At 43.5% G+C, this 24680-nt stretch carries 22 protein-coding genes and 1 pseudogene; 10 read left to right on the top strand and 13 right to left on the bottom strand.

Annotated features, from left to right (window positions below; all coding sequences use genetic code 11):
* The first annotated feature begins 123 nt into the window (after window positions 1-123).
* The 3 genes from GMES_RS21470 to GMES_RS21460 all read left to right on the top strand — a co-directional run bounded on the left by GMES_RS21470 (window position 124) and on the right by GMES_RS21460 (window position 2644).
* On the top strand, window positions 124-987 hold the full coding sequence (locus tag GMES_RS21470) for a YicC/YloC family endoribonuclease (protein ID WP_006994937.1): 864 nt from the start codon (window positions 124-126) through the stop codon (window positions 985-987).
* 50 nt (window positions 988-1037) lie between these two features.
* A complete protein-coding gene (locus GMES_RS21465) occupies window positions 1038-1829 on the top strand; it encodes a LysR family transcriptional regulator (protein WP_006994936.1) in 792 nt (263 codons plus the stop codon).
* Between the two features lie 632 nt (window positions 1830-2461).
* Entirely contained in the window at window positions 2462-2644 is a 183-nt protein-coding gene (locus GMES_RS21460) for a hypothetical protein (protein ID WP_006994934.1), read from the top strand.
* Here GMES_RS21460 and GMES_RS21455 read toward each other — a convergent pair.
* Entirely contained in the window at window positions 2641-3807 is a 1167-nt protein-coding gene (locus tag GMES_RS21455; protein WP_006994933.1) for an HD-GYP domain-containing protein, read from the bottom strand. The two genes, GMES_RS21460 and GMES_RS21455, sit on opposite strands and share 4 nt — an antisense overlap.
* A 375-nt stretch (window positions 3808-4182) precedes the next feature.
* Between GMES_RS21455 and GMES_RS21450 the strand changes: the two genes are divergently transcribed.
* From GMES_RS21450 to GMES_RS21430, 5 genes and pseudogenes are all read left to right on the top strand, one after another.
* Window positions 4183-7230, top strand: coding sequence for a TonB-dependent receptor (locus GMES_RS21450; protein WP_006994932.1), 3048 nt, complete (start codon window positions 4183-4185; stop codon window positions 7228-7230).
* A 151-nt stretch (window positions 7231-7381) separates the two neighbouring features.
* The gene (locus tag GMES_RS21445; protein WP_006994931.1) at window positions 7382-8116 is read left to right on the top strand and encodes a SapC family protein; all 735 of its coding nucleotides are present in this window, start codon (window positions 7382-7384) and stop codon (window positions 8114-8116) included.
* Window positions 8117-8131: 15 nt separating this feature from the next.
* Window positions 8132-9163, top strand: coding sequence for a cupin-like domain-containing protein (locus GMES_RS21440; protein ID WP_006994930.1), 1032 nt, complete (start codon window positions 8132-8134; stop codon window positions 9161-9163).
* Between the two features lie 27 nt (window positions 9164-9190).
* On the top strand, window positions 9191-10669 hold the full coding sequence (locus GMES_RS21435) for a tryptophan halogenase family protein (protein ID WP_006994929.1): 1479 nt from the start codon (window positions 9191-9193) through the stop codon (window positions 10667-10669).
* A gap of 9 nt (window positions 10670-10678) precedes the next feature.
* A pseudogene (locus tag GMES_RS21430) lies at window positions 10679-11410 on the top strand (DUF6445 family protein).
* 26 nt (window positions 11411-11436) lie between these two features.
* On the opposite strand, the gene GMES_RS21425 reads toward GMES_RS21430, so the two are convergent.
* Window positions 11437-11781 (bottom strand): MGMT family protein, encoded by a 345-nt coding sequence (locus GMES_RS21425; protein ID WP_006994927.1) that lies wholly within the window; start codon window positions 11779-11781, stop codon window positions 11437-11439.
* Between the two features lie 177 nt (window positions 11782-11958).
* On the opposite strand from GMES_RS21425, the gene GMES_RS21420 reads away from it, so the two are divergent.
* Window positions 11959-12549, top strand: a complete 591-nt coding sequence (locus GMES_RS21420; protein WP_039988008.1) for a tRNA-uridine aminocarboxypropyltransferase — start codon at window positions 11959-11961, stop codon at window positions 12547-12549.
* Window positions 12550-12771: 222 nt separating this feature from the next.
* Window positions 12772-15807, top strand: a complete 3036-nt coding sequence (locus GMES_RS21415) for a 7TM diverse intracellular signaling domain-containing protein (protein ID WP_006994925.1) — start codon at window positions 12772-12774, stop codon at window positions 15805-15807.
* A gap of 80 nt (window positions 15808-15887) precedes the next feature.
* Here GMES_RS21415 and GMES_RS21410 read toward each other — a convergent pair whose 3' ends face one another.
* From GMES_RS21410 to GMES_RS21360, 11 genes are all read right to left on the bottom strand, one after another.
* Window positions 15888-16301 carry a F0F1 ATP synthase subunit epsilon gene (locus GMES_RS21410; RefSeq protein WP_006994924.1) on the bottom strand — a complete coding sequence of 138 codons (414 nt, stop codon included), beginning with the start codon at window positions 16299-16301 and terminating at the stop codon, window positions 15888-15890.
* A 43-nt stretch (window positions 16302-16344) separates the two neighbouring features.
* A complete protein-coding gene (atpD, locus tag GMES_RS21405; RefSeq protein ID WP_006994923.1) occupies window positions 16345-17730 on the bottom strand; it encodes a F0F1 ATP synthase subunit beta in 1386 nt (461 codons plus the stop codon).
* A 31-nt stretch (window positions 17731-17761) separates the two neighbouring features.
* Window positions 17762-18622, bottom strand: a complete 861-nt coding sequence (gene atpG / locus GMES_RS21400) for a F0F1 ATP synthase subunit gamma (protein WP_006994922.1) — start codon at window positions 18620-18622, stop codon at window positions 17762-17764.
* Between the two features lie 55 nt (window positions 18623-18677).
* Window positions 18678-20219: a F0F1 ATP synthase subunit alpha gene (gene atpA / locus GMES_RS21395; RefSeq protein WP_006994921.1), complete on the bottom strand. Its 1542-nt coding sequence runs from the start codon at window positions 20217-20219 to the stop codon at window positions 18678-18680.
* A 13-nt stretch (window positions 20220-20232) separates the two neighbouring features.
* Complete coding sequence (gene atpH, locus GMES_RS21390; RefSeq protein ID WP_006994920.1) at window positions 20233-20766, bottom strand: F0F1 ATP synthase subunit delta; 534 nt, start codon at window positions 20764-20766, stop codon at window positions 20233-20235.
* 14 nt (window positions 20767-20780) lie between these two features.
* Complete coding sequence (atpF, locus tag GMES_RS21385) at window positions 20781-21251, bottom strand: F0F1 ATP synthase subunit B (RefSeq protein ID WP_011576978.1); 471 nt, start codon at window positions 21249-21251, stop codon at window positions 20781-20783.
* 39 nt (window positions 21252-21290) lie between these two features.
* Window positions 21291-21539, bottom strand: coding sequence for a F0F1 ATP synthase subunit C (gene atpE / locus GMES_RS21380; protein WP_006994918.1), 249 nt, complete (start codon window positions 21537-21539; stop codon window positions 21291-21293).
* Window positions 21540-21592: 53 nt separating this feature from the next.
* Window positions 21593-22405: a F0F1 ATP synthase subunit A gene (gene atpB, locus GMES_RS21375; protein ID WP_006994917.1), complete on the bottom strand. Its 813-nt coding sequence runs from the start codon at window positions 22403-22405 to the stop codon at window positions 21593-21595.
* A gap of 45 nt (window positions 22406-22450) precedes the next feature.
* A complete protein-coding gene (locus GMES_RS21370) occupies window positions 22451-22840 on the bottom strand; it encodes an ATP synthase subunit I (protein WP_006994916.1) in 390 nt (129 codons plus the stop codon).
* Between the two features lie 101 nt (window positions 22841-22941).
* Window positions 22942-23814, bottom strand: a complete 873-nt coding sequence (locus GMES_RS21365; RefSeq protein ID WP_006994915.1) for a ParB/RepB/Spo0J family partition protein — start codon at window positions 23812-23814, stop codon at window positions 22942-22944.
* 33 nt (window positions 23815-23847) lie between these two features.
* Window positions 23848-24636 carry a ParA family protein gene (locus tag GMES_RS21360; RefSeq protein ID WP_006994914.1) on the bottom strand — a complete coding sequence of 263 codons (789 nt, stop codon included), beginning with the start codon at window positions 24634-24636 and terminating at the stop codon, window positions 23848-23850.
* Between the last annotated feature and the right edge of the window lie 44 nt (window positions 24637-24680).

The following is a 24680-nucleotide window of genomic DNA, read 5'->3' as shown; positions in this document are numbered from 1 at the left end:
TACAAAAATGTGGCCAATATTGCACTTATTCTGTTACTGAAAAGGTCTTAAAAAATGTTAGCTATCGCGCATTGATGTCACAGGGGTATAATACCCATCAGTTTTCACCAAGGAATGAACCTAATGATTTACAGCATGACCGCATTTGCCCGTCGCGAACTTAAAGCACAGTGGGGTACAGCCGTATGGGAAATCCGCTCTGTTAACCAACGTTTTCTTGAAACCTATTTTCGTCTGCCTGAGCAATTCAAAAGCCTAGAGCCCATATTGCGCGAACGGTTTCGCAAACAATTACAACGTGGAAAAGTAGAATGTGCACTGCGTTTTGTAGCGAACGATGCAGCGGTCGGTAAATTAAGTTTGAATGAAGATTTGGCGCGCCAAGTGATGAATGCAGCCGACTGGGTGCAATCTCATGGCCAATCATCAGGTGTAAACCCGTTAGACGTATTGCGCTGGCCCGGTGTTATCGCCGCAGAAGAAACTGATATGGAAGGGATTCAAGCCGATGTTTTAGCTGAATTCGACGCCACTTTAAGTGATTTTATCACGGCCCGCGCCACCGAAGGTACTAACCTTAGAGCGATGATCGAGCAACGCCTTGATGGCATTCAAGTGGAAGTCGATAAAGTGACCCAGCACATGCCTGATGTGCTCAAGTGGCAAAAAGACAAGATTCTTGCCCGCTTTGAAGAAGCTAAGATTGAACTCGATGCTACTCGCGTAGAGCAAGAGATGATCATCCTGGCGCAAAAAGTCGACGTAGCGGAAGAGCTAGACCGCTTAGTATCGCATATTGGTGAGACCCGTAAAATTCTTAAAAAAGGCGGCCCAGTAGGTCGTCGGTTAGATTTTATGATGCAAGAGTTTAACCGTGAGTCAAACACACTAGGCTCTAAGTCAATCAATAGCGACATCACGCAATCAGCGGTCGAGTTAAAGGTATTGATTGAGCAAATGCGCGAGCAGATAGCCAATATAGAGTAACGATATACCAACAAATTTATTCATAAAAAAGTCCCTGTGTTAATGAAACATTGGGGCTTTTTTTATTTAAGCTGAAACAGCGCTTGATTTCAGGCGGTAGCTCTAGCGCAATTACGCCGACTTATTTTTCGCACCGCAGTTTTGCTGGTGCTACCCAAGCACTTCACACGGTTCAACCGGCAGTGAGTCGGCAAATATCAGACTTAGAAAACGAACTAGGGGTAAAGCTTTTCTGGCGTAACACCCGAGAGGTTAAACTCACCTCTGCTGGGGAAGCATTGCTCATTGAAAGTAACCGCATGATAGCGCTGCAAAAAAGCGCCACCGAAAAAGTACGTAGAGTGGCCAAAGGTGAAGCAGGGCAGCTTAGCATTGGTTATATCAGCTCAGCGTGTTCGAATTTCTTACCTGACTTAGTCAGGCAGCACAGTGTCTCGCACCCCAATGTGCAGGTCACATTGCTTGATTTAACCGTTCATGGTCAGCAGCAAGCATTTAAGAACAACGACATTGATATTGCTTTGACTAGCCCTATCTCTGACGCTGCTCAACCTATGGAACTCAAAACCGAGCTGATTTACAACGACGAGTTTGTGTTAGTTTTACCCCAAGACCATCACCTCACTAAGGTGCCTAGCATTGCGCTAATCGTGCTGCGTGATAGCCCGTTTATTGTATTTAAGCGTGAAGAAGCAGTTGGTTTATACGAGCAAACATTGAATGCATTTAAAGCCGCCGGCGTGACGCCTGTAATCTCTAGCCAGCCACGCTCAATGCAAACCTTGATGGTTGAAGTGGGTTCATGGCTCGGTATAGGCGTGGCACAGTATTGCTTTAAATGATTGGTTAGCAATAGTTTGTGCTTTCGTGAAGATCAATGAAATCAGCGTACCCATTCCTTTCGTCGCTCAATATAAACACTCTCCTATGAACCCAACCGTGTCTAGCTTCGTGAACTTGTTGGCCGAGCGTAAATCTGAAATACAAAGGTTAGTGTCGCCGCAATAATTTGAAAAATACTTGTGTTACTCATTTTCGTGTTTTTTAAATAGTTACCCTTGCCTGATTTTCATGTGAAACACGGAAGCTTTCGAACACATGACAATCGCGCTTCATGTTCTTTACAACCTAACTGCATATATAAGCAGCATTTCCACTAGCACTGGGGTTTAATTATAAGGGCGAGTGCCCTAGTATGCCGACCACTCGAGTTAACCACTATTTCTTCTAAATATCACTATTTGGCGATTTTAGAATGGTCAAAAACATGGCGAATACCATGGATATAAGTGTCGAAAAATTTGACAGTAACTGTAAAAAACCTCGAATTCAGAAATTAACACATTGATTTTTATCATTTTTAATTATGTGGCTTGCTATATGCTTTTTATAGAAAAGAGATGTAGTACTGAGTATGCCCTAACATGGCATACCTATTTTAACTGATAGATAACTAACTGGTTTAAATGCGCAGATGTCTTGTTTAACACGAAAATTACAGCAGCAGCTTACTCGTTATATCCAACGAAATAGCAATGTATTAGCCGCTAACGATGCAGAGCAAATTCGCGATGTACTTGTGAGTAAAGGCGTATGCCCTTCAGACGTCACCACCGATCAGGTCAAAGTGATACTGCAGGACGCCCGCAGTAGCTAAATGGCGATCGATTCGTTGAAATAACGATTGAAATCTAATTTGAATTCACTGGCCAGCACCGCCTTTTCAACGCGATACTGAGAGTGAAGTAAGTCAATCTCTACTGGTTGCAAATAGTGAGCGCTGCGCACTGAATAAAAAACCTTCACCAACGGTTTAAGGGGGTTATTCTCATTTTGCTTAATCACAACAGCTATTTTCTCGCTTGAAAGTTTCACTAAACTTCCCACTGGATACACACCAATACACTTTATAAACTGCTCAACTAAGTGTTGATCGTACTTTAACGGTGTTTCCTCATGCAGTATTTTTAGTGCTTTTTGCGAGGGCATTCCCGCTTTATAGCAACGATCTGCGGTAATGGCATCATAGGTATCCACTATGGCTATCATACGACCAAATTTGGTTATTTCATCTCCTCGGGCGCCATCTGGGTAACCATAACCGTCGAGTCGCTCATGGTGTTGTGAGATGGTTTCGATCATACGCTCTGGTATACCCATGTCTTCTAATACTCGGATACCGTAATAAACGTGATCACGCATTATCACCATTTCCTGATCAGTCAAACGACCCGGTTTATGCAGGATCTCATCAGGTACTTTGATTTTTCCAATATCGTGCAAGAAGCCCGATAGGGCGAGCTCTTGCACCTCATCTTCTGGCATTTCCAAATAATTGGCAAAATTGGCTAGCAAGATAGCAACGTTCAGGGAGTGCTCAAGTAGGTAACTGTCTTTTTCGCGAATTTTGGTCATACACAAAAGTGCATTTGGGTTACGATCAATAGAAGACACCAAATTAGAGGTAAACTCTTTTGGAATGGCAATGTCAATCGGCAAACCTTTATCCGCCGCCTGAAGCATTCGCCGCTGCAGTACTTTACCTTTCTCGTGAAGCTTTGCTGCCTTACTTATTTCATCAACAAAAGGAATATCCTGCTCTGGAGGTGGCTCCACTTCAGGAGAAGGCTCTTCTTCTTTTATCAGTTGCTTACTTAAATCAATGACGATAGAAACAATACCCTGCTTCTTCATAGCGGTGATCGCCGCGTTTGTCGTCACCCTTCCTCTGCTTTTGATTTTAAGATTGCCATTTTGCTCTGCAATTGAGTCTACATACATGCCGACTTCTAAATCGCTCACAGGGATAGTTTTCAACACTAAAAATAGATTCCAATTGGGTGAAGAACGCTGGTTGAGAGAAAAATAAACGATTTTACAAATTAGCGCAAATATAGCGGCACTTGCGGCGTTTTATCAATGGAGTTTTTATCGCTGTCTTGTTCACATTTGATCAATTTGGGTTTTATTTGGCACCGATATTCCGCAATTGCGTTGTAAAGAGACAATTCACGAAAAAAAATAAATTAATAACAATTTTTGTTAACAGTAAGTTAAATACCATCAATTGACATATAGTTAACATGACTTTAACGTAATCCTGCGTTTACATCTTGCTGTTAGTTCAACGCTAGCTGGAACACCAAGGAACGCGCCTCATTTGATGATTATAAATCAGGATCACAAGGTACATTTATGAACACACGCAAAAGATTTAAGCAGTCACTACTGACTAGCAGTATTTCACTACTCCTCAGTAGTGCAGCAACAATAACAATGCCTGTCATGGCCCAAGATCAAGCAGCACCAGAAGATGTAGAAGTGATACAAGTCAGCGGGATTCGCGGCAGTTTATTACGCGCCATGGATATAAAGCGCGATTCAAGCGGCATAGTGGATGCTATATCTGCAGAAGACATGGGGAAGTTCCCCGATACAAACTTAGCTGAATCATTACAGCGTATTACCGGTGTATCCATTGATCGCGCCAGTGGTGAGGGCTCGCAGGTTACTGTACGCGGCTTTGGCGCAGCCAATAACTTAATTACCCTAAACGGTCGCCAATTGCCGACCACAACCGGCAGCAGAACATTCGACTTCGCAAACTTAGCCTCCGAAAGTGTATCAGGCGTTGAAGTTTATAAAACCGCTGATGCCAGCGTTACCTCAGGTGGTATAGGCGCAACCATTAATTTATCAACGCATAGACCCTTTCAATCTCCGGGCACAAAAGCAACGTTTGGCGCTAAATTAGTGGACGATAAGTCTACAGATAAGGGTGATGTTACGCCCGAAATAAGCGGTTTGTACTCGCAAACCTTTGCTGATGAAACCTTTGGTATTTCAATATCTGGTAGTTATCAAGAACGCGAAAGCGGCATGCAGCAGTTTTTAGCAGACCAAGGTTATCGCGCAAGTGACTATACGAATACAGGCTGGGGAGGTGTTCCCGCTGGTGAAGAGGGCGGTATCAATCGCCCTACATCAGGTATTTATTCTAATCCACAGCAACCTAGATATGTATTTGAAGAGCGCCAGCGCGAACGAACCAATGGACAGCTGGTTCTGCAATTTAGACCAACAGATAACCTGACCGCCACCCTAGATTACACTTTAATCCGCAACAATATAGAAGAGCAACATACTGATGCATCTGTGTGGTTTACCTATGCAGGGGATCGCAGCGAGTCGGTATGGGCCGGTGAACCCAATGCAGTGCCATTAATCTACTCAGAGCTATACCAAATCAACAGTGACGCTGATTTGCAAGATACCTCTTTAACCGTAGGTGCTTGGGGGCGCGAAGAGAGCATTGATTCTATTGGCCTAAATTTAGACTGGCAGGTCAACGACGATTTACAGTTTGCCCTAGATCACCATAGTTCTGAAGCCGAAATGAAGGCGTCGGACCCGCGCCATGGTACGCGCAACAACTTACAATTACCTTCTTATACTCGAACACGCACAGGCTTAGACTTAACGGGTGATTTACCCGGTATTGCCACAGGTAATATTGAGAACTTTAACCCTAACACCATGCGCTTGTCGGGCAGTTGGTTTGCTAACGATTTTTACACCTCTGAAATTGATCAGACCCAAGTTACAGGTAAATATCACTACAACGATGAAGCCAGTATCGACTTTGGTGTATCAATCAACACCGTTAATAACCGCTACCGGCATACTCAAGTACAAAGAGCGGACTGGGCCGGCGTAGGGGTTGAAGGTGATTTTGCCGATGTTAATTGGACCGAAGACACTATTCTAGACAAGTTCGACGCCGATGCAGGTAACTTCGGAGGTACAGCCACCCAAAGCGAATATGACTTATTCAACCGCATTTGGTTCGCTGATTTTGATGAGATAGTGAGGGCTGCTGAATTTGCCGACCCGGTTGCAAATGTAGACACCGTATGGGGTGATTGTTTAGCACCTGAGGGCGCATCTGCGGGGCCAAATGGAGAGGGACACTTTTGTGCTTCAACCGACTGGGACGCTGATACTAACCGTTTCACCGAAGAAGAAACGACCGCCGCATTCGTGCAATTGCACTACGAAGGTGAGTTAGGTGATATGCCATACGATGCTCACTTGGGCATGCGTTACGAAAGAACCGATGTTACCTCAACCGCATCCGCTCCCGGCTATAGCCGTGTTGAATGGTCAGAAGATACGTCAACCGCTGTCACCGGTGTTACTGAGGTAGAGACGTTAAGCCAAGAGGCTGATTATTCTCAATTTTTACCGAGTTTCAACTTTAATATTTCCGTAACGGATGACGTCATTTTACGCGCAGCTGTGGGGAAAACTATCTCACGAGCTGGCTACGGCGAATTACAGGGCGGCACAACTATCAATACATCAGGTAGCTTGAGTGGCTATTCCGGAAATTCAGGTAACCCAGGCTTGCGTCCATTAGAATCTGTGAATTATGACCTTTCTGCCGAGTGGTATTACGATGAAGGGAGTTACGTTTCATTGGGCTACTTCAGAAAAGACGTCACTAATTGGATAACCACGGGCACTGTTGATTCAACCATATTTAATCTTGCTAACCCACTGGACGGAGAGAAGTTTGATGCTGCTGTCGCCGCATTGGGCGCAGGTGCGAGTAACCAAGAGCTTCGAGCTTACATCTTCGAAAACTTCGCAGATGATCCGAATGTTACCCCTAACTTCGATGAGAATGGGGAGTTAGATGGCGGCACAATACTAGGCGACCCAGCGACAGATAACCTGGTTAACTTCAGAATTAACGTACCTGTCAATGGCGACACTGAGCACACAATAGATGGGATAGAGTTTAACGTTCAACATCTGTTTGGTGAGTCTGGTTTTGGGGGTATTGCCAACTACACCATGGTGGACTCAGGTTTAGAATACGATAAGTCTTCACTGAGTGATACCGAAGCACTTGTGGGTTTAAGTGACACAGCTAACTTAGTATTGTTCTACGACAAAGATGGTTTACAGGCTCGAGTAGCTTACAACTGGCGGGATGAGTATTTAAATGAGCGCCGGGTAAACGGTGATTTAACCGCGCCTATTTTTACCGACGCTTATTATCAAATTGACTTTAACATCAGTTATGAGGTTAAGCAGCTTGAAGGACTGACCGTTTTTGTTGAAGGCATTAACATTACTGACGAATACACCAATGAATTTGGTCGTGATAACCGTTTAATCTATAAGTTAACTCAAACAGGAGCGCGTTATAACGTAGGAGCGAGGTATACGTTTTAACTCCACACTCTGTTTATAAAAATAAAAAGGTAGCCACAGGCTTATGCTTTACATAAGTCCTGTGGTTTTTGTGCAGTGCCTCTAACGAGTACTAGTTAAGTATAGATAAGAGCGAATAGTGATATGCATAACAATAACGAATGGGACGTTTATGGCAAACCATGTATTACTGAACAGTGTTGAGCATAGTGATCTGCGTCTTATTACTCAGCGCGCTGATAAATACGGAGACAACCTTTGGTTTTCGCCCACCTTTGTTGACGAGATACGTAGTGTGCAAGCGCATTACCCCATCGTATTTCACAAAGACCAAAGCAGTGCCCAGTTCACGCCTGTCGCTCTTTTTGGTTTCGAGCAGCAAGAAAACTTATTTCTAGAATCCTCAAAATGGTGTGCAAACTACATCCCCTTGTCTGTTCAACGTATGCCTTTCTTCATTGGTAGGCAAGACGTGACTACCGATGGCGTGACTGAGCAGCAACGTGTGATTACCTTGGATATTGATTCTCCACGCGTCAGTAAAACGCAGGGTGTCGAGTTGTTTTTAGAATACGGTGGAAATAGTCAATACTTAGAAGACATAGCCGCCATACTTGAAACCTTGCATCATGGCCTGCAAGGCAATGACAACTTCGTAAATGCGCTGATAAGCCTAAATTTGTTGGAGCCTATGACACTTGATATCACCTTAGATAACGGTGCTAATCATAAATTAGTGGGTTTCTATACCATTAATGAAGACGTACTCAATACCCTTAGTTCAGACAATATAGTGCAGTTACATAAAGCAGGGTATTTACAAGCTGCTTATCTGATTTTAGCCTCGCAAGTGCATTTCAATGATTTAGTGGCCTTGAAAAACAAGCGGGTCGCACAAGAGGAATAATCGGAGAACACTGACGTGCCTTTATCAAACGCGAAGCAGATCACTCAAACGGTTAAACATCTTGAGGGGATCACACCTAAGAATATCCCTGAAGCTTTGCTCAACAGCCAACAACCCATTGTACTGAAAGGTTATTGCAACCACTGGCCATTGGTAAATGCCGCTAAACGTTCTGATGAAGCAGCGGCACAACACCTTTTACAGTTCGATAAAGGTGCCTCTTTTCATACTCATTATTTGCCGAGCTCCGCCCAAGGTCGAGTGTTCTATAACACTGCAATGACAGGGTTTAACTTTGAGTCAAGCCAACAGCGCATGCCGCAAATACTGACAGATATTCTGCACAACGCTCACAATAAAACAGGGCAGTGCGTGTATGTTAGCGCCACCAGCCTTGAGCAAAGTTTGCCTGGTTTACTCGAGCAAATAGAAACCTTACCCGAGCTTAACGCCCCATTAGTGAATATTTGGTTGGGTAATGCGAGTCATATAGCCGCGCATTATGATTTTGCCCAAAACCTAGCGTGCTGCGCGGTTGGTAAACGTCGCTTTACCTTGTTTCCACCTGAGCAATTAGAAAATCTATACGTTGGTCCGTTGGATAAGGCCCCAGGTGGTCAAGCAATTAGCACTGTGGATTTTAATCAGCCCGACTTGGTGAAGTATCCGAAATTCGCACTGGCGTTAGGAGCGGCTCAAATGGCTGAATTAGAAACAGGAGACGCACTTATCCTCCCCAGTATGTGGTGGCACCATGTGCAAGGGTTAAGCGAGTTTAATGTGCTTATTACTCATTGGTGGCGCGACACGCCAGCACAAATGGGTAGACCTATGAATGCCTTGTTATTAGCCATGATGAGTATTCGTGACTTACCTGAGCAGCAGCGAAATGCATGGAAAAACCAGTTTGACCATTATGTATTTAAGCACCATCCAGAGGATTTTTCGCATATCCCAGAAACATCTAAAAGCATACTGGCGAGCCCAATGGATGAGACAAACATTAGAAAACTGCGCGCTGATCTACAAAATAAACTCAGAAGATAATAACGTTAACAAATCGAGTGAAAAATTATGCAACAGGACGCGATAAAAAAAATTGTTATTGCTGGTGGCGGCACAGCCGGCTGGATGTCAGCGGCAGCTCTTGGAAAGCTATTTGGTAAAAATATAGACGTAACCCTGGTTGAGTCAGACGCTATTCCCACAGTGGGCGTCGGTGAGGCAACCATACCAACTTTGCATTTGTTTCACGACCTGCTGAAAATTAAAGAATCAGAGTTTATGGCTGCCACCAATGCGACATTTAAGTTGGGTATAAAATTCGATGATTGGTACCAAAAGCCGCAATCTTATATTCATTCTTTTGGTCGATTCAACCATGGATGCTGGGCGGCTGGTTTTCAACATTTTTGGTTGCGAGGAAGACAGCTAGATATTGCTTCTGAGATAGGTGATTACTGCCCTGAGCATCTTGCTTGCAGAATGGGGAAATTCGCAATAGCACCAAAACAAGAACGTAATCATGCTTTTCATCTTGATGCTGGCCTATATGCTAAATTTTTACGCAATATTGCTCAGCAATGCGGGGTACAGCGAATTGAAGGCAAAATCGACAAAGTCAATCTTGATCACGACAACGGCTTTATTCAGTCACTCACCCTAGATAATGGGCGTCAAATTCAGGGTGACCTATTTATCGACTGCACCGGATTTAGGGGGTTACTGATAGAACAAGCATTGAACACTGGTTACGAAGATTGGAGCCATTGGTTACCTTGCGATAGTGCCGTCACTGTTCAAACTGAATTGAACGACGAAACGGTTCCATACACGCGCTCAATTGCCCATCATGCAGGGTGGCAGTGGCAAATACCACTGCAAACTCGTATGGGAAATGGCATGGTGTTTTGTAGCAAATATATCAGCGACGATGAGGCCAAAACACAACTGTTAGCGAATATTCAGGGTAAAACGTTAAATCCCCCAAGAGTACTGAAATTTAAGACGGGTGTAAGGCGTAAACTGTGGAATAAAAATTGTGTTGCGATTGGTCTGGCTGGTGGCTTTATTGAGCCACTCGAGTCCACCAGCATACATCTTATACAACAAAGTATTATACGTTTGATGCAGTCATTACCCACCAAGAAAATGGAAGCAGCGCTCAGGGATCGATTTAATGCATCCATGCGTGAAGAAATCGATAATATTCGTGATTTCATTATTTTGCATTACCACGCGACCGCACGTAAAGACTCAGCATTTTGGCGCTATTGTAAAGATATGCCAATACCTGATTCGCTACAGGCGCGAATGGATCAATTTGCCCAAAGCGGCCACGTGTATCAAGGCAATGGTGAACTATTCGGAGAAGCATCTTGGTTACAAGTGATGCTAGGGCAGGGTATAACGCCAAAAGCATATCACCCCATAGTGGATTTAATGCCAGAACAAGAACTGGCTAAATTCTTAGCCAGCGTAAAACAGCAAACTGAGCGACGCGTTAATCAATTACCTAATCATCTAGATTTTATTCGCCATTACTGTCAGTAAAAGAGGGCAATGAATATGGGAGAGTCGGCTGTAACATTGACCACAGAACAACTGCGGATAAACCCAAATCATCAGATCCAAGTGATCAAGATAGGGCATCAAAGAACGCCTGTGTTGATCATAGATAATTACTTTGACTCTCTCACTAGTGTGCTGAGTCTCGCTCAGCACACTGCACATTTTGCCCCTGATGAAGCCACTTACTATCCAGGTGTTCGCAGTAAGTTACCGAAGGAATATGTACTCGCTAGCTTAAAGCCTTTGATGAAGGGGCTGTATAACATTTTTAACATCGCCCGTGAATTAGCGTCCGCTCCGGTAGATAACTACTTTTCATAAGTCACGAAACAACCTAACCAATTGTTGCCCCAACAAACACTACCTCATTTCGATACTAACGATCCAAACTCCTTGGCTGTTGTACACTATTTAAATACAACCGAGCATGGTGGAACCGGCTTCTACCGCCATACTCGCAGTGGTATTGAACGAGTCACTAAGAGTAATGAACAAGCCTATGGAACAGAAGTGACCCGAATTTTGGCCTCGTCCGACACGCGACAATACTGCACCACAGCCCATCAAGCTTATACCTGTATTCATGAGATACCTTATAAGCAGAATAGGCTGCTGCTTTACCCCGGAAACACATTACACAGTGCACTTATCATGGATAAAGACATTAATGTTGACCAGATAACAGGCCGTCTTACTGCAAATACGTTTATTAAATTTTGTTAGTAAGTGCAAACTAGCATTTATTTACCCTATTGCTGGAGCTTCCAAAGCATCTCTTCTAAAGTGGGCTGCCACTGAAAACTGGCTAATTTGACTCTGTGACTTAACACCGCCACATTCTCGTCTTGTAACAACCCGGTCTGTTTCATGGCTTGCTCTGACCCTTTAGGAAAAGCCAGTTGGCCCGATGAACGTAACACTCGATACCAAGGCACGTTCATATCAGAGGGAATGTAACCCAAAGATTTACCCACTAGGCGTGCACGGCCTGGCAAACCGGCAAGATCAGCAATCTGTCCATAACTAGCGACTTTGCCGGCTGGGATAGCACAAACTGTTTGCCAAATTTGTTTATAATGGGGATTGTGTGACATGGCATTGTTTACCTAAAAGCGAACGTGGATTAGACATTATACCAATCTGCATTATTAAGCGCCTCTCAGAATGCCTTCAACGGCTTTTGATTAAGGCGTCGCTATGTCGTAATGCTTGTTCCTTTTCAGGTTGTGAGAACGCAGAGTAAAAGCACTGCGTTATATAGGATTTTAAGAGTGAAAAGAGCTGTTTGCCGACGTTGCGATTACCCTCAATCCGTATGTATCTGCGATTTATTATGCGAGCTTGTCAGTTCACAGCGAATTGTCATTCTGCAACATCCCAGTGAGGCAAGGCATGCTAAAAATAGTGCAAAGTTAATCAAGCTTTGTATCCCCGAAAGTGAGATCTGGCTAGGAGAGTCTGCCGAAGACTTTACAGGGCTTCAACGAAGTATTAAAACGCGTGGCGGGAAGGTAGCCGTTGTGTACCCTAATGAAGACAGCGTTGCCTTGGAATCGCTGTGTAGAAAGCAACGTACATCAATTGACACGCTGATCCTGATTGATGCCACATGGCGTAAGGCATACAAAGTATGGCAGCTAAATCCGTGGTTAAAGCAATATTCGTCATGGCATTTTGCTACTCCCCCCACGAGTCAATATGACATTCGTAAAACATCCATTGCAGGTGGCTTATCTACGTTGGAAGCCCTAGCTCATGCGCTTACGTTAACCCAAGAGATAGACACAAGTGAGTTAGTAACTACATTCGGTGAAATGCAAAATCGCGTTTTTGCCCGTCATACCTCGAAGCACATAACCTAATCGGGCGATCTGAATTGATGTAAGAAGTGCCTATTTTTTGTTCATATCATCAGGAATTATGAGCAAAATGGTAAAAACGCTAACCGTATAAAGGATTGTCGTGCATACTTTCATGCAGTCGTAGATCAGCGACATATTTCGATTTTTATCGCTGGATGTTGCGATTACAGTTTGCGGATCAAAGCTCAGCTTTCAGAGCCGCTTTAGTTAGGTGGTGCTAGTGTGAAGTCTGTATTTTTTGTCATTTTGTTTTTGTCATTTTTTAGTTTCGAGGTTGAGGCACAAAATAGCTCAATAACGCAATTCTCTGCATCTAAAATTCAACAACAAGATATTAGCCATAGTTTACAATATGTTAGCATTGGCAATTCTCAGCTACCAAAATATAAAGCCCCCCTAGCCGATTGGCTGAAGATGTTTAACAAGCACAACATGAGTGACATGTTTAAAGACAGGTATGTCACCGCGTTCGAGATTCACAATGACACGCAAATCAGAGATTGGTTTATTCATCCATATGGCTCTGTTGTAGAGTCAATTCAAGTTGCGGTTTATCAAGACTACAGTCCTGCTGTTTCTTCATTTAGTGGGCTCGATCACACTAATATTTACCCTCTTCATTATGGAAGTAAGATAGAGATCCCCTTTGGCGAAAGCGTTACCGTGTTGATGGTGTTTAACAGCGATTTCTTTTTCGCCCCTATCAAGATTGCACTGCAGGCTGATCAGAAAATGCAGGAAGTCGTCGCAGTAGATAACATTATATTGTTTTTATGCATTGGCGTGTGTTTAGCATTAGGCATATACAATTTATTTATCTATTTAGTAATGCGTGACAATCAGTACTTGTATTACGCTCTTTCTACGCTTTTTTACACCAGTGGATGGGCTGCAGTTTTTGGTATTTTCGAATATTTGCATATGTTCAGCGCTAAAGATTGGTTAATGTCAGGCTTTCTTTTGGGTTCAGCGTTTTCAGCTTTTTTTCAAATAGAGTTTTTTCGGTTAAATGTGTCATCTAAACCTGCCATGTACTTATTACTTGCACTTGGTTGTTTATGTTTATTGTTTTTACCCTTGGAGATTTACAGTCAAGCGCTAGGTCTTATTATTGTGTCCATTATGACCTCAGCGGTTTTGTTGACAGGCTTAACCATTGGCATAATATCTTGGAGCAAGGGCTATCGGCCAGCACGCTATTTCACTATCGCGATACTGTGCGTCATCATCCCTAATCTCATCGGAAATCTACTTAATCTGAGAATACTGTCTGATATCAACCTCGATATTTATCTGTTAGGTTTGATGGGTATCGCAGCAGACACCCTAATATTGGCCTTTGCATTAGCGGAGAAAATGCGTTTAGTGAACTCAAGAAACGCCGCGCTTAAGCGACAGTTGGAATACAAGGTAAAGATAAGAACGCAGGCACTCAGTGAGGCAAATACAAAGCTAGCTAAAACGAATCAAGAGCTGGTCGAAGCCAATTCAGCCAAAGATCATTTTCTAGCCAATATGAGTCATGAGATACGTACCCCTCTCACATCGATCATAGGTTACGCTGACGGGATCTTATTAGGCGATATAGACAAAGCCGAACAAGAGCGCGTTACAAATATTATCTACCAAAATGGTGCGCATTTACTTCGCATCATCAACGACATATTAGATTTAAGTAAGATCGACGCGAATAAACTAGAATTTGACGCGCAACCTTGCCACTTATTTACCTTATTAGGAGAGATTGAATCGGTCGCAGGTAAACGTGCGCGAGACAAGGGCATTGGCTTTCATGTTAACTATGACTTCCCATTGCCAGATAAAATCATCACTGATGCCATTAGGCTTAAGCAAATATTGTTTAATCTGACCAATAACGCCCTTAAATTCACCCAAAGCGGTCATATCACGTTAAATGTAAGTATCGCTAATACCACCTTAATAATTAAGGTAATCGACACTGGTGAAGGGATAAGCCAAAGCGATATGCACAAGTTATTTCATCCTTTTACCCAAGCAGACAGTGTGATCAACCGTCAGGTTGGCGGGACTGGGTTAGGGTTAAGTATTGCCAAACGATTAGCTCAAGGATTAGGCGGTGATATATCCGCACTTAGCCAACTCAGAAAAGGCAGCACCTTCGCCGTCAGTATTAAGTTGGTCACACCCAAAAATGTACATTGGCTAAGCACTGTTGGTGAAATTGATATGTCGAATATTCATCAAATTACCCATGAAACGGACGTGCCTAAATTTGCAGCATGCAACGTACTTCTTGCGGATGATCATCCTAATAATCGAGAGCTCGTTGCCTTGTTACTTAAGCGTATGAACATTAACGTAGTGGAAGTGGCTGATGGCCATCAAGCGCTCCAGGCGATGCACACCGGCCAATTTGATTTATTGTTGCTGGATATTCATATGCCTGAATTAGACGGCATCGAGACACTTAAAGCGGTCCGCGGTTCTGGCAATAAAACACCTGCAATAGCGTTAACCGCCAATACCATGAAACACGAAGTAGACCACTATCTGAGAATAGGATTTGCTGATCACTTAGCCAAACCTATAGATAGAGAAGTTTTTTTCAGCAAAGTCAGTCGCTATTTAAATTTAGCAAAAGCAGAGCAAGCAAATATTGACGACGATAAAATGCTGCCACTTGTGCAAGGTTATATTACCGATTTACGGGGAGAACTGGGTTCCATAGAGCAAGCCTGGCACAAGCGGGATTTAGCTGAAATAACTGCTTCGATACACAAAATTAAGGGTGCAGCGGGTTCGTTCGGCTTAGCTAATATTGGTGATGTATTTAGCCGAATTGAGAAATCCGTTAAAAACAATGATGAAGTCGCTTTACAGACAACCCTACCGCAAGCATTAAGGTATGCTTATGCTTGTATTAATATGCCGGGCGTGGACGTAGCGTTAGCAGTAGTCAATTTCAACCATTCATTTCCACTTTATCTAGCCCAGTTACCTGATGCCATAAGTCAATGTGAAAACCAACTTGGCGATATTGCACAAGCATTACGCGCAGGGGATGACATCAAGACCACCCAATTGATTAAAAATGCGCAAGAGCTGTTCAATCGTTATGCTTTTGAGAAGGAAGCCTCCTTGTTGGATGAAATATGCTCCTCAATCGCGTGTAGGGATTACAACTCTGCTAGACATGAAACTGTATTGCAACAGGTCAGAAGTGTGTTGGAAAACATTAGCAGAGCGCTAGAAAGCCATATTAAGAATATAGTGTAATAGCGAAACTACCGAACATAAAAAACCCGGCCTATAGCCGGGTTTCACATGAAACATTTCTATCTCAATAACTTGCTCAATTATTTGCGTAGCTTTTGAATCAATCTTAACTGCGCGATGGTTTCGGCAAGCTCTGCAGCAGCCTCTGCATACTCGAAATCAGCACTAGGATTTGCAATATTTTCTTCAAGACGTTTTTTTGCCTCAAGAACGGCTTGCTCATCCAAGTCACCAGCTCGAAGTGCGGTATCTGCAAGTACTGATATATGACCGGGTTGTACTTCGAGTACACCACCAGCAACATAAATCAATTCTTCTTCGCCGTGCTGCTTAACCACATTAACCATTCCAGCTTTGATGGTAGTCAACAAAGGAGCATGACCATACTGAACACCAAGCTCACCTTCACTACCGGTGACTTGAATGCTCTGCACTAATCCAGAAAAAATACTGTCTTCTGCGCTTACCACATCCAGTTGAATTGTCATTGCCATATACCCTCCTAACAAAAAAAGTTAAACGTATCCGCAGATACGCTTACATTTTTTTGGCTTTCTCAGATGCTTCTTCGATTGAACCAACCATGTAGAAAGCTTGTTCAGGAAGGTCGTCAAATTCGCCTTCAAGAATGCCTTTAAAGCCGCTGATCGTATCTTTCAATGATACATATTTACCAGGTGAACCGGTGAATACTTCAGCAACGAAGAAAGGCTGAGACAAGAAGCGCTGAATTTTACGAGCACGTGATACAGACAATTTATCTTCTTCAGATAATTCGTCCATGCCCAAAATAGCGATGATGTCTTTAAGCTCTTTATAACGTTGAAGAACCGATTGAACACCACGTGCAGTATCATAATGCTCTTGACCAATAACAAGTGGGTCAAGCTGGCGTGAAGTTGAATCAAGTGGATCAACAGCTGGGTAGATACCAAGAGAGGCGATATCACGTGACAATACAACTGTCGCATCTAAGTGAGCGAAGGTAGTTGCAGGTGATGGATCGGTCAAATCATCCGCCGGTACGTATACCGCTTGAATTGAAGTGATTGAACCCGTCTTAGTTGATGCGATACGCTCTTGAAGCACACCCATCTCTTCAGCCAATGTAGGCTGATAACCTACCGCAGATGGCATACGACCTAGCAATGCAGATACTTCAGTACCAGCAAGCGTATAACGGTAGATGTTATCTACGAAGAAAAGTACGTCACGACCTTCGTCACGGAATTTTTCAGCCATGGTTAAACCAGTCAACGCCACGCGTAAACGGTTTCCAGGAGGCTCGTTCATTTGACCGTAAACCAACGATACTTTATCAAGTACGTTAGATTCGTTCATTTCATGATAGAAATCGTTACCTTCACGAGTACGCTCACCAACACCTGCGAATACAGAGTAACCACTGTGCTCGATAGCGATGTTACGGATAAGCTCCATCATGTTTACAGTTTTACCTACGCCGGCACCACCGAACAATCCAACTTTACCACCTTTGGCAAACGGGCATACCAAGTCGATAACTTTGATGCCTGTTTCGAGTAGCTCAACTGAACTTGACTGTTCTTCATATGTAGGTGCAGCACGGTGAATAGACATACGCTCTTCTTCACCAATAGGGCCAGCTTCGTCAATAGGGTTACCCAGTACATCCATGATACGACCAAGAGTAGCCTTACCCACTGGAACCTGAATGCCTTCACCACTATTTTCAACCGCTAGGCCACGGCGTAAGCCGTCAGTAGAACCCATGGCGATTGTACGTACTACGCCACCACCTAGTTGCTGCTGCACTTCTAGGGTCAAACCTTGCAAATCACCTTCAGTGATACGCAATGCGTCATATATTTTTGGAACCGAATCTTGTGGAAATTCAATATCCACAACGGCGCCAATGATTTGGACGACCTTACCTTGACTCATGTTAATTCCTCTTAAATTCTAAAACCTTTGCCTACACCGCTGCCGCGCCGCTTACAATCTCACTGATTTCCTGTGTGATCGCTGCTTGACGTGCTTTGTTGTATATCAGTTGTAAGTCATCAATTAAGTCACCAGCATTATCTGTGGCCGCTTTCATCGCGACCATACGAGCAGCTTGCTCGGACGCTGCGTTTTCGACTACGCCTTGATATACTTGAGATTCAATATAACGAACCAATAACGTGTCCAAAATAGGTTTTGGATCCGGTTCGTAAATGTAATCCCAGCGGTGCTTTAATGCTTTATCTTCAGATTTAGGCAAAGGTAACAATTGATCGATCAGTGGCTCTTGAGCCATGGTGTTAACAAACTTATTAAACACCAAATACAGGCGGTCGATTTTACCTTCGTTGAAGGCGTTAAGCATAATACGCACTAAACCAATCACGTCTTTCACACTTGGTGCATCACCAAGTCCAGATTCAGCAGCCAACATATTGCCGCCGAAACGATTAAAGAACGCACATGATTTAGAACCTAGAGCTGCAAAATCAACTTCTACACCTTGTTCTTGCCATTTCTTCGCATCTTTCGTGACCTTTTTGAATTCATTGGTGTTCAAGCCACCACACAAACCACGGTCAGTCGAGATAACGATATAGCCGACACGTTTAACTTCACGGTCTTCTAAATAAGGATGGCGATATTCAAGGTTAGCGTTAGCCAGGTGACCGATCACGTTTCGAATATTCTCAGCGTATGGACGACTTGCAGTCATACGGTCTTGCGCCTTTTTCATTTTAGACGCAGCAACCATCTCCATAGCACTGGTGATTTTCTGAGTATTTTTAATACTCCCGATCTTACCTTTTATCTCTTTACCGCTAGCCATAAATCTATCTCCGATTATTCAACGAATGCACTGCCAGTAAAGGCAGTGCCATTGATTACCAAGTTTGTGTCGCTTTAAATTTCTCTAAAGCTTCAGCTAACGTGGCTTCAATTTCACCGTTGAAATTACCTGTATCATTGATAGTTTTTATCAGCTCTGCGTATTCGCTGTTCATGTACGAGTGCAACGCAGCTTCAAAATCTAAGATCTTGTCTAGCTCAACGTCTTTCAAGTAACCTTTTTCAACAGCGAACAATGAAACAGACATGTCAGCCACTGAAAGCGGTGCATATTGGTTCTGTTTCATTAATTCCATAACACGCTCACCATGCTCTAATTGAGCACGAGTCGCTTCGTCAAGGTCAGATGCGAATTGAGAGAAAGCAGCCAATTCACGATACTGAGCAAGCGCTAGACGGATACCACCACCTAACTTCTTAACGATTTTAGTCTGGGCTGCGCCACCAACACGTGATACTGAAATACCTGCGTTAACAGCAGGACGAATACCTGAGTTAAACAAGTCAGTTTCTAAAAAGATCTGACCATCGGTAATTGAGATTACGTTAGTAGGTACGAATGCTGATACATCACCTGCTTGGGTTTCGATAATCGGTAATGCAGTCAAAGAGCCTGTTTTACCTTTTACTTCACCCTTGGTGAAATTCTCTACGTAGTTTTCGTTAACACGTGCCGCACGCTCTAGAAGACGCGAGTGCAAATAGAAAACGTCACCAGGATATGCTTCACGACCCGGCGGACGACGTAGTAATAGTGAAATTTGACGATAAGCAACAGCTTGCTTAGACAGGTCATCGTATACGATCAACGCATCTTCACCGCGGTCACGGAAGTATTCACCCATAGTACAACCAGAATAAGGAGCAAGGTATTGCAATGCTGCTGATTCAGAAGCTGATGCTGCAACAACAATGGTATGAGCCATTGCGCCGTGCTCTTCAAGCTTACGTACTACGTTAGCGATAGTTGATGCCTTTTGGCCAACCGCTACGTAAACACATTTAACGCCAGAATCTTTCTGGTTGATGATTGCATCGATGGCCAAAGCAGTTTTACCTGTTTGACGGTCACCGATAACCAATTCACGTTGTCCACGACCAACTGGGATCATGGCATCAACTGATTTATAACCAGTTTGGATTGGTTGATCTACCGATTGACGTTCAATAACGCCAGGGGCAATTTTTTCTACAGGTTCAAAACCATCAGCTTCGATTGCGCCTTTACCATCGATCGGAGCACCAAGTGTGTTAACAACACGACCTAGTAAACCACGACCAACTGGTACTTCAAGGATACGGCCTGATGAAGTTACCTTTGCGCCTTCTTGAAGGTCAGCGTAAGGACCCATAACAACCGCACCTACAGAGTCGCGCTCTAGGTTCAATGCGATAGCGTAGCGATTACCAGGAAGCTCAATCATCTCACCTTGCATTACATCTGCAAGGCCATGAATACGGATAATACCGTCGGTTACACCAACGATAGTTCCTTCGTTACGAGCTTCACTTACTACTTCAAACTGTTCAATTCGCTGTTTGATCAGTTCTGCAATTTCAGTGGAATTCAGTTGCATGCTCTTTTCCCCGTTATGCTTGTAACGCGTCTGTGAGACGGTTTAATTTACTTTTAACCGATCCATCAATCACTGTATCACCGGCTTTTATTTTAACTCCGGCAATCAGGGTAGGGTCGACGCTACAATTCAGCTTAACTTTTCGTGCAAGACGCTTTTCAAGAGCCGCACTGATGTCTGCTTGTTGTTTAGCATTGAGTTCTGTGGCTGATGTAACATCAACCTCGATCTCTTTGTCGAATTCAGCTTTGAATTCACTAAACAATTCAGCGATATCAGGTAACGCTTGAAGGCGTTTATTTTCAGCCAAAACTTTCACCAAGTTTTGACCATGTTGGTCAAGTTGTTCACCACAGATTTTATTAAAAATCTCTGCTAGCGACTCAGGAGCAACCGCTCCAGACATCAAGTTTTTAATGTCTGGATTTTGTGCAACTTGCGCAGCAAAAACTAGCATTTCCTGCCAGCCTGCAATGATTTTCTGCTCAACCGCATAATCGAACGCAGCTTTTGCGTAAGGGCGAGCAATCGTTGTCAATTCAGACATAGCTCAAATTCCCCTTATAGCTCGGCGACAAGTTTTTCAACTATGTCACTTTGCGCTGCAGCATCAATTTGACGCTCAAGAATTCTCTCAGCACCGGCTACAGCTAACGCTGCGACTTGCTTACGCAAATCTTCTTTTGCACGGTTACGCTCAGCTTCGATTTCAGCATGACCTTGAGCAATGATATTCTCACGCTCTTGGTGGGCACGTTGCGTTTCTTCATCAACTATTTGAGAACCACGCTTCTTAGCCTGCTCGATAATTCCAGCTGCTTGAGTTTTCGCCTCTTTCAACTGCTCTGTCGCTTTCGCTTGAGCTAGTTCTAGATCTTTTTCACCGCGTTCAGACGCAGCAAGACCATCAGCAATTTTCTTTTGGCGTTCTTCAATCGCGCCCATAATTGGGGGCCATACAAACTTCATGCAGAACCACACGAAGAATATAAATGCTAGAAGTTCGCCAAATAGAGTGGCATTGATATTCAAAACCGCTCCTCCTATATTCGTTATTGTCTAGTTAGGTGCTTAAACAGCAAACTTCGCGCTTTCAACGAACAATAAGAAAAGAGCGATAGCAACACCGATCATTGCGATTGCATCGATAAGACCGGCAACAATGAACATTTTAACTTGTAGTTGAGGCGCTAGCTCAGGTTGACGAGCAGCAGACTCAAGAAATTTACCACCTAGAAGACCGAAACCGATCGCTGGGCCCAATGCGCATAGTCCTATCAAAATACCAACCGCGATATAAAGATTTCCTAAGATTTCCATAGATTTTCACCTTTGTGTTTAAGTTAATGTTAAAAAAATAAAACGTTGTAAAACTAGTGTTCTTCACTCGCTAGGCTTAAATACACGATGGTCAACATCATGAAAATAAACGCCTGTAATGGAATAACTAACAAGTGAAATGCAGCCCATAAGAAGTGAATTGGCAACTGCCACACGCCTATAGTTCCTGCAATAAGAATAAAGATAAGCTCGCCGGCATATAAGTTACCGAACAAACGAAGTGATAATGACAACGGCTTGGCAACCAAAGACACCAACTCAAGAATAAAGTTGAACCAGTATAACCAAGGCGTATTAAACGGATGAGCATAAAGCTCTTTCATGAAGCCGCCGAAACCTTTGATTTTTACAGAGTAAAAAATCATGAGTGCAAACACGCCTAACGACAATGCGAAAGTCATGTTTACATCAGTGGTCGGTACCACTTTCATGTAAGTATGAGACTGGCCAGCAGCAATAACATCCATCGACTCACCAGCAATTAATGCCGCGGCCGTAGGAAGAAAATCAACTGGAATTAAGTCCATCAAGTTCATTAGCAATACCCATACGAATATGGTTAACGCTAATGGTGCGATTAGGGCACTTTTACCGTGATAGGTACTTTTTACTGTGTCGTCAACAAACTCAACAATCAGTTCAACACAGGCTTGCCATTTGCCTGGCACGCCTGCACTCGCTTTTTTCGCAACCGCGCGAAAGCTCAATATAAATACTAATCCGAGTACCACAGACCACGCTAATGTATCGACGTGGAAGGTCCAGAAACCTTCGCCGACCGATGCATTGGTCAAATGGTGCTGAATATAACCACTAATGGTTTGTTCGCCAGCAGATCCTGCCATTTTGCCACCCAAGTATGTAAAGTTAAAAAATCTGTGTTGGTCTCGTTATTGTTTAACGCGACCTAAAAATAATATTACTGGCCATTGGCTTACTAAAGTCACTACGTAACTCAACATCAATGGTAGAGGCTGAAGGTCTTTCCATTGATATGCCACGATGAATAACACTATGGTGGCGAAAAATTTGAGTTTTGAGCCTTTATTAAATTGCTGTACAACCAGTTTGTTCTTACTAGCACCGGCATATCTAAAGGCAAAGTAAGCGAAAATGACGTTTGGGAGCAAACAAATAACTCCACCAAACAAGGATGATATTGCCGAGTTTTGTCCGTAAATTACGGCAAAAAATGCACTTAAGGCGATGATAATAGTCATTTGGCAGTAAAAAATATTTTTTGCCAACGCTCGACCTGGTGCGGTTAAACTCGCTATCAACTTATTCCTCTACTTGCTGATACCTTCAAAAGCGCCGAAAGTATACTTATCTGCGACGAATTTACAACTGAAAAGGGTATTTCGACTGCCTATTTGTAACATTACTTTATGTGCAACAAAATTCCGTCTAATTCGTCTAAACTAGAGAAATTAATCACGACTTTGCCTTTCCCTTTAGCATTGTGCGCAATTTGTACTGGAGCACCTAAGTTTTGCGACAATTGGTCTTGTAAACGTAGCACGTCGGGATCAAGTTTCTTCTCTTCTTTAGGGCTGGCAGGCTCTAGGAATTTGCGAACTAAGTTTTCAGTGTCTCTAACGGTCAAGCCTTTACCAGACACGATATGAGCAGCTTCTAGCTGGGAATCACCTTCTAAGCCAAGTAACGCTCTAGCATGACCCATTTCAATGTCACCGTGCTCCAATAATAATTTAACGTCTTCATGCAAATTATTGAGGCGCAGTAAGTTCGTCACGGTCGTACGAGATTTGCCGACTGCGGTGGCTACTTCTTGATGGGTTAATTCGAATTCACTCATGAGACGCTCTAATGCTTGAGCTTCTTCCATTGCGTTTAGATCTTCACGCTGAATGTTTTCAATAAGCGCAATAGCAACGGCAGCTTCGTCGGGTACGTCTTTGACTAAGCAAGGTACTGTGTCTAAACCAGCTAACTGCGATGCACGCCAACGACGCTCTCCTGCAATAATTTCAAATTCGTTAATGCCTACCGCACGCACGATAATAGGTTGGATAATACCCTGTGAGCGAATAGAAGATGCTAATTCTTCCAAAGCATCTGGCGACATGTCTTTACGGGGTTGGTATTTTCCAGGCTTAAGAAACTCAACGGCTAATTGCTGTAATTCGCTGTCATTTTGTTGCGTATGCTGACCTTCCGCATTTCGTGATGCCTGACTTGTCGCCAACAACGCATCTAGTCCTCTTCCTAATCCTCGTTTTTTTGCTGACATGTATTTCTCTATTCGACCCGTATTGATATTAAGTTAACTAACGTTAGCTATATTTTCTTTTTTACTGCGACGCAGTATTTCACCGGCAAGCGCTAAGTATGCTTTTGACCCTGTTGAAGAGCGGTCGTAATACATCGCAGGTGTACCAAAACTTGGTGCTTCCGCTAAACGTACATTGCGCGGAATAACCGTGCGATATACCTGTTCACCAAAATGACGCTTTAATTGCTCGGATACATCGTTAGCAAGGCGATTGCGCGGATCGTACATGGTGCGCAACACCCCTTCAATTGTTAATTCTGGATTTACCACTGAAGCAAGCTTTTTAATGGTATCCATCAATGCGGTTAGCCCTTCAAGCGCATAGTATTCGCACTGCATGGGTACTAACACTGAATCAGCAGCCGCCATAGCGTTAACGGTGAGTTGGTTAAGCGAAGGAGGGCAATCAATAAAAATGAAGTCATAGTAATTGCGCACAGGAGCGAGTGCATTGCGTAACCGCACTTCGCGGGCGAACACTTCCATCAATTTAATTTCGGCAGCGGTTACATCTGTATTAGCGGCAATCAGGTCATATTTACCCGAAGTATCTGAAATAACCACATCCTTGATCGGTTTTTCTTCGATCAATAGTTCATAACACGTATTGGGGGCGTCGTATTTATCAACACCGCTACCCATGGTGGCATTACCTTGTGGATCTAAGTCGATCAACAAGACTTTACGCTTAGTTGCCGCCATTGAAGCAGCCACGTTCACCGCAGTAGTGGTTTTACCTACGCCACCTTTTTGATTGGCTATGGCAATGACTTTTCCCAAAATAGTATTCCAGTGGTTATTTGACGCTATTGAGTGAGATTCAG

Source organism: Paraglaciecola mesophila KMM 241, from assembly GCF_000315015.1.
Taxonomy (GTDB): domain Bacteria; phylum Pseudomonadota; class Gammaproteobacteria; order Enterobacterales; family Alteromonadaceae; genus Paraglaciecola; species Paraglaciecola mesophila.
The sequence above is the reverse complement of the archived record's forward strand: the minus strand, read 5'-3'. Positions and strand labels throughout refer to the sequence as shown.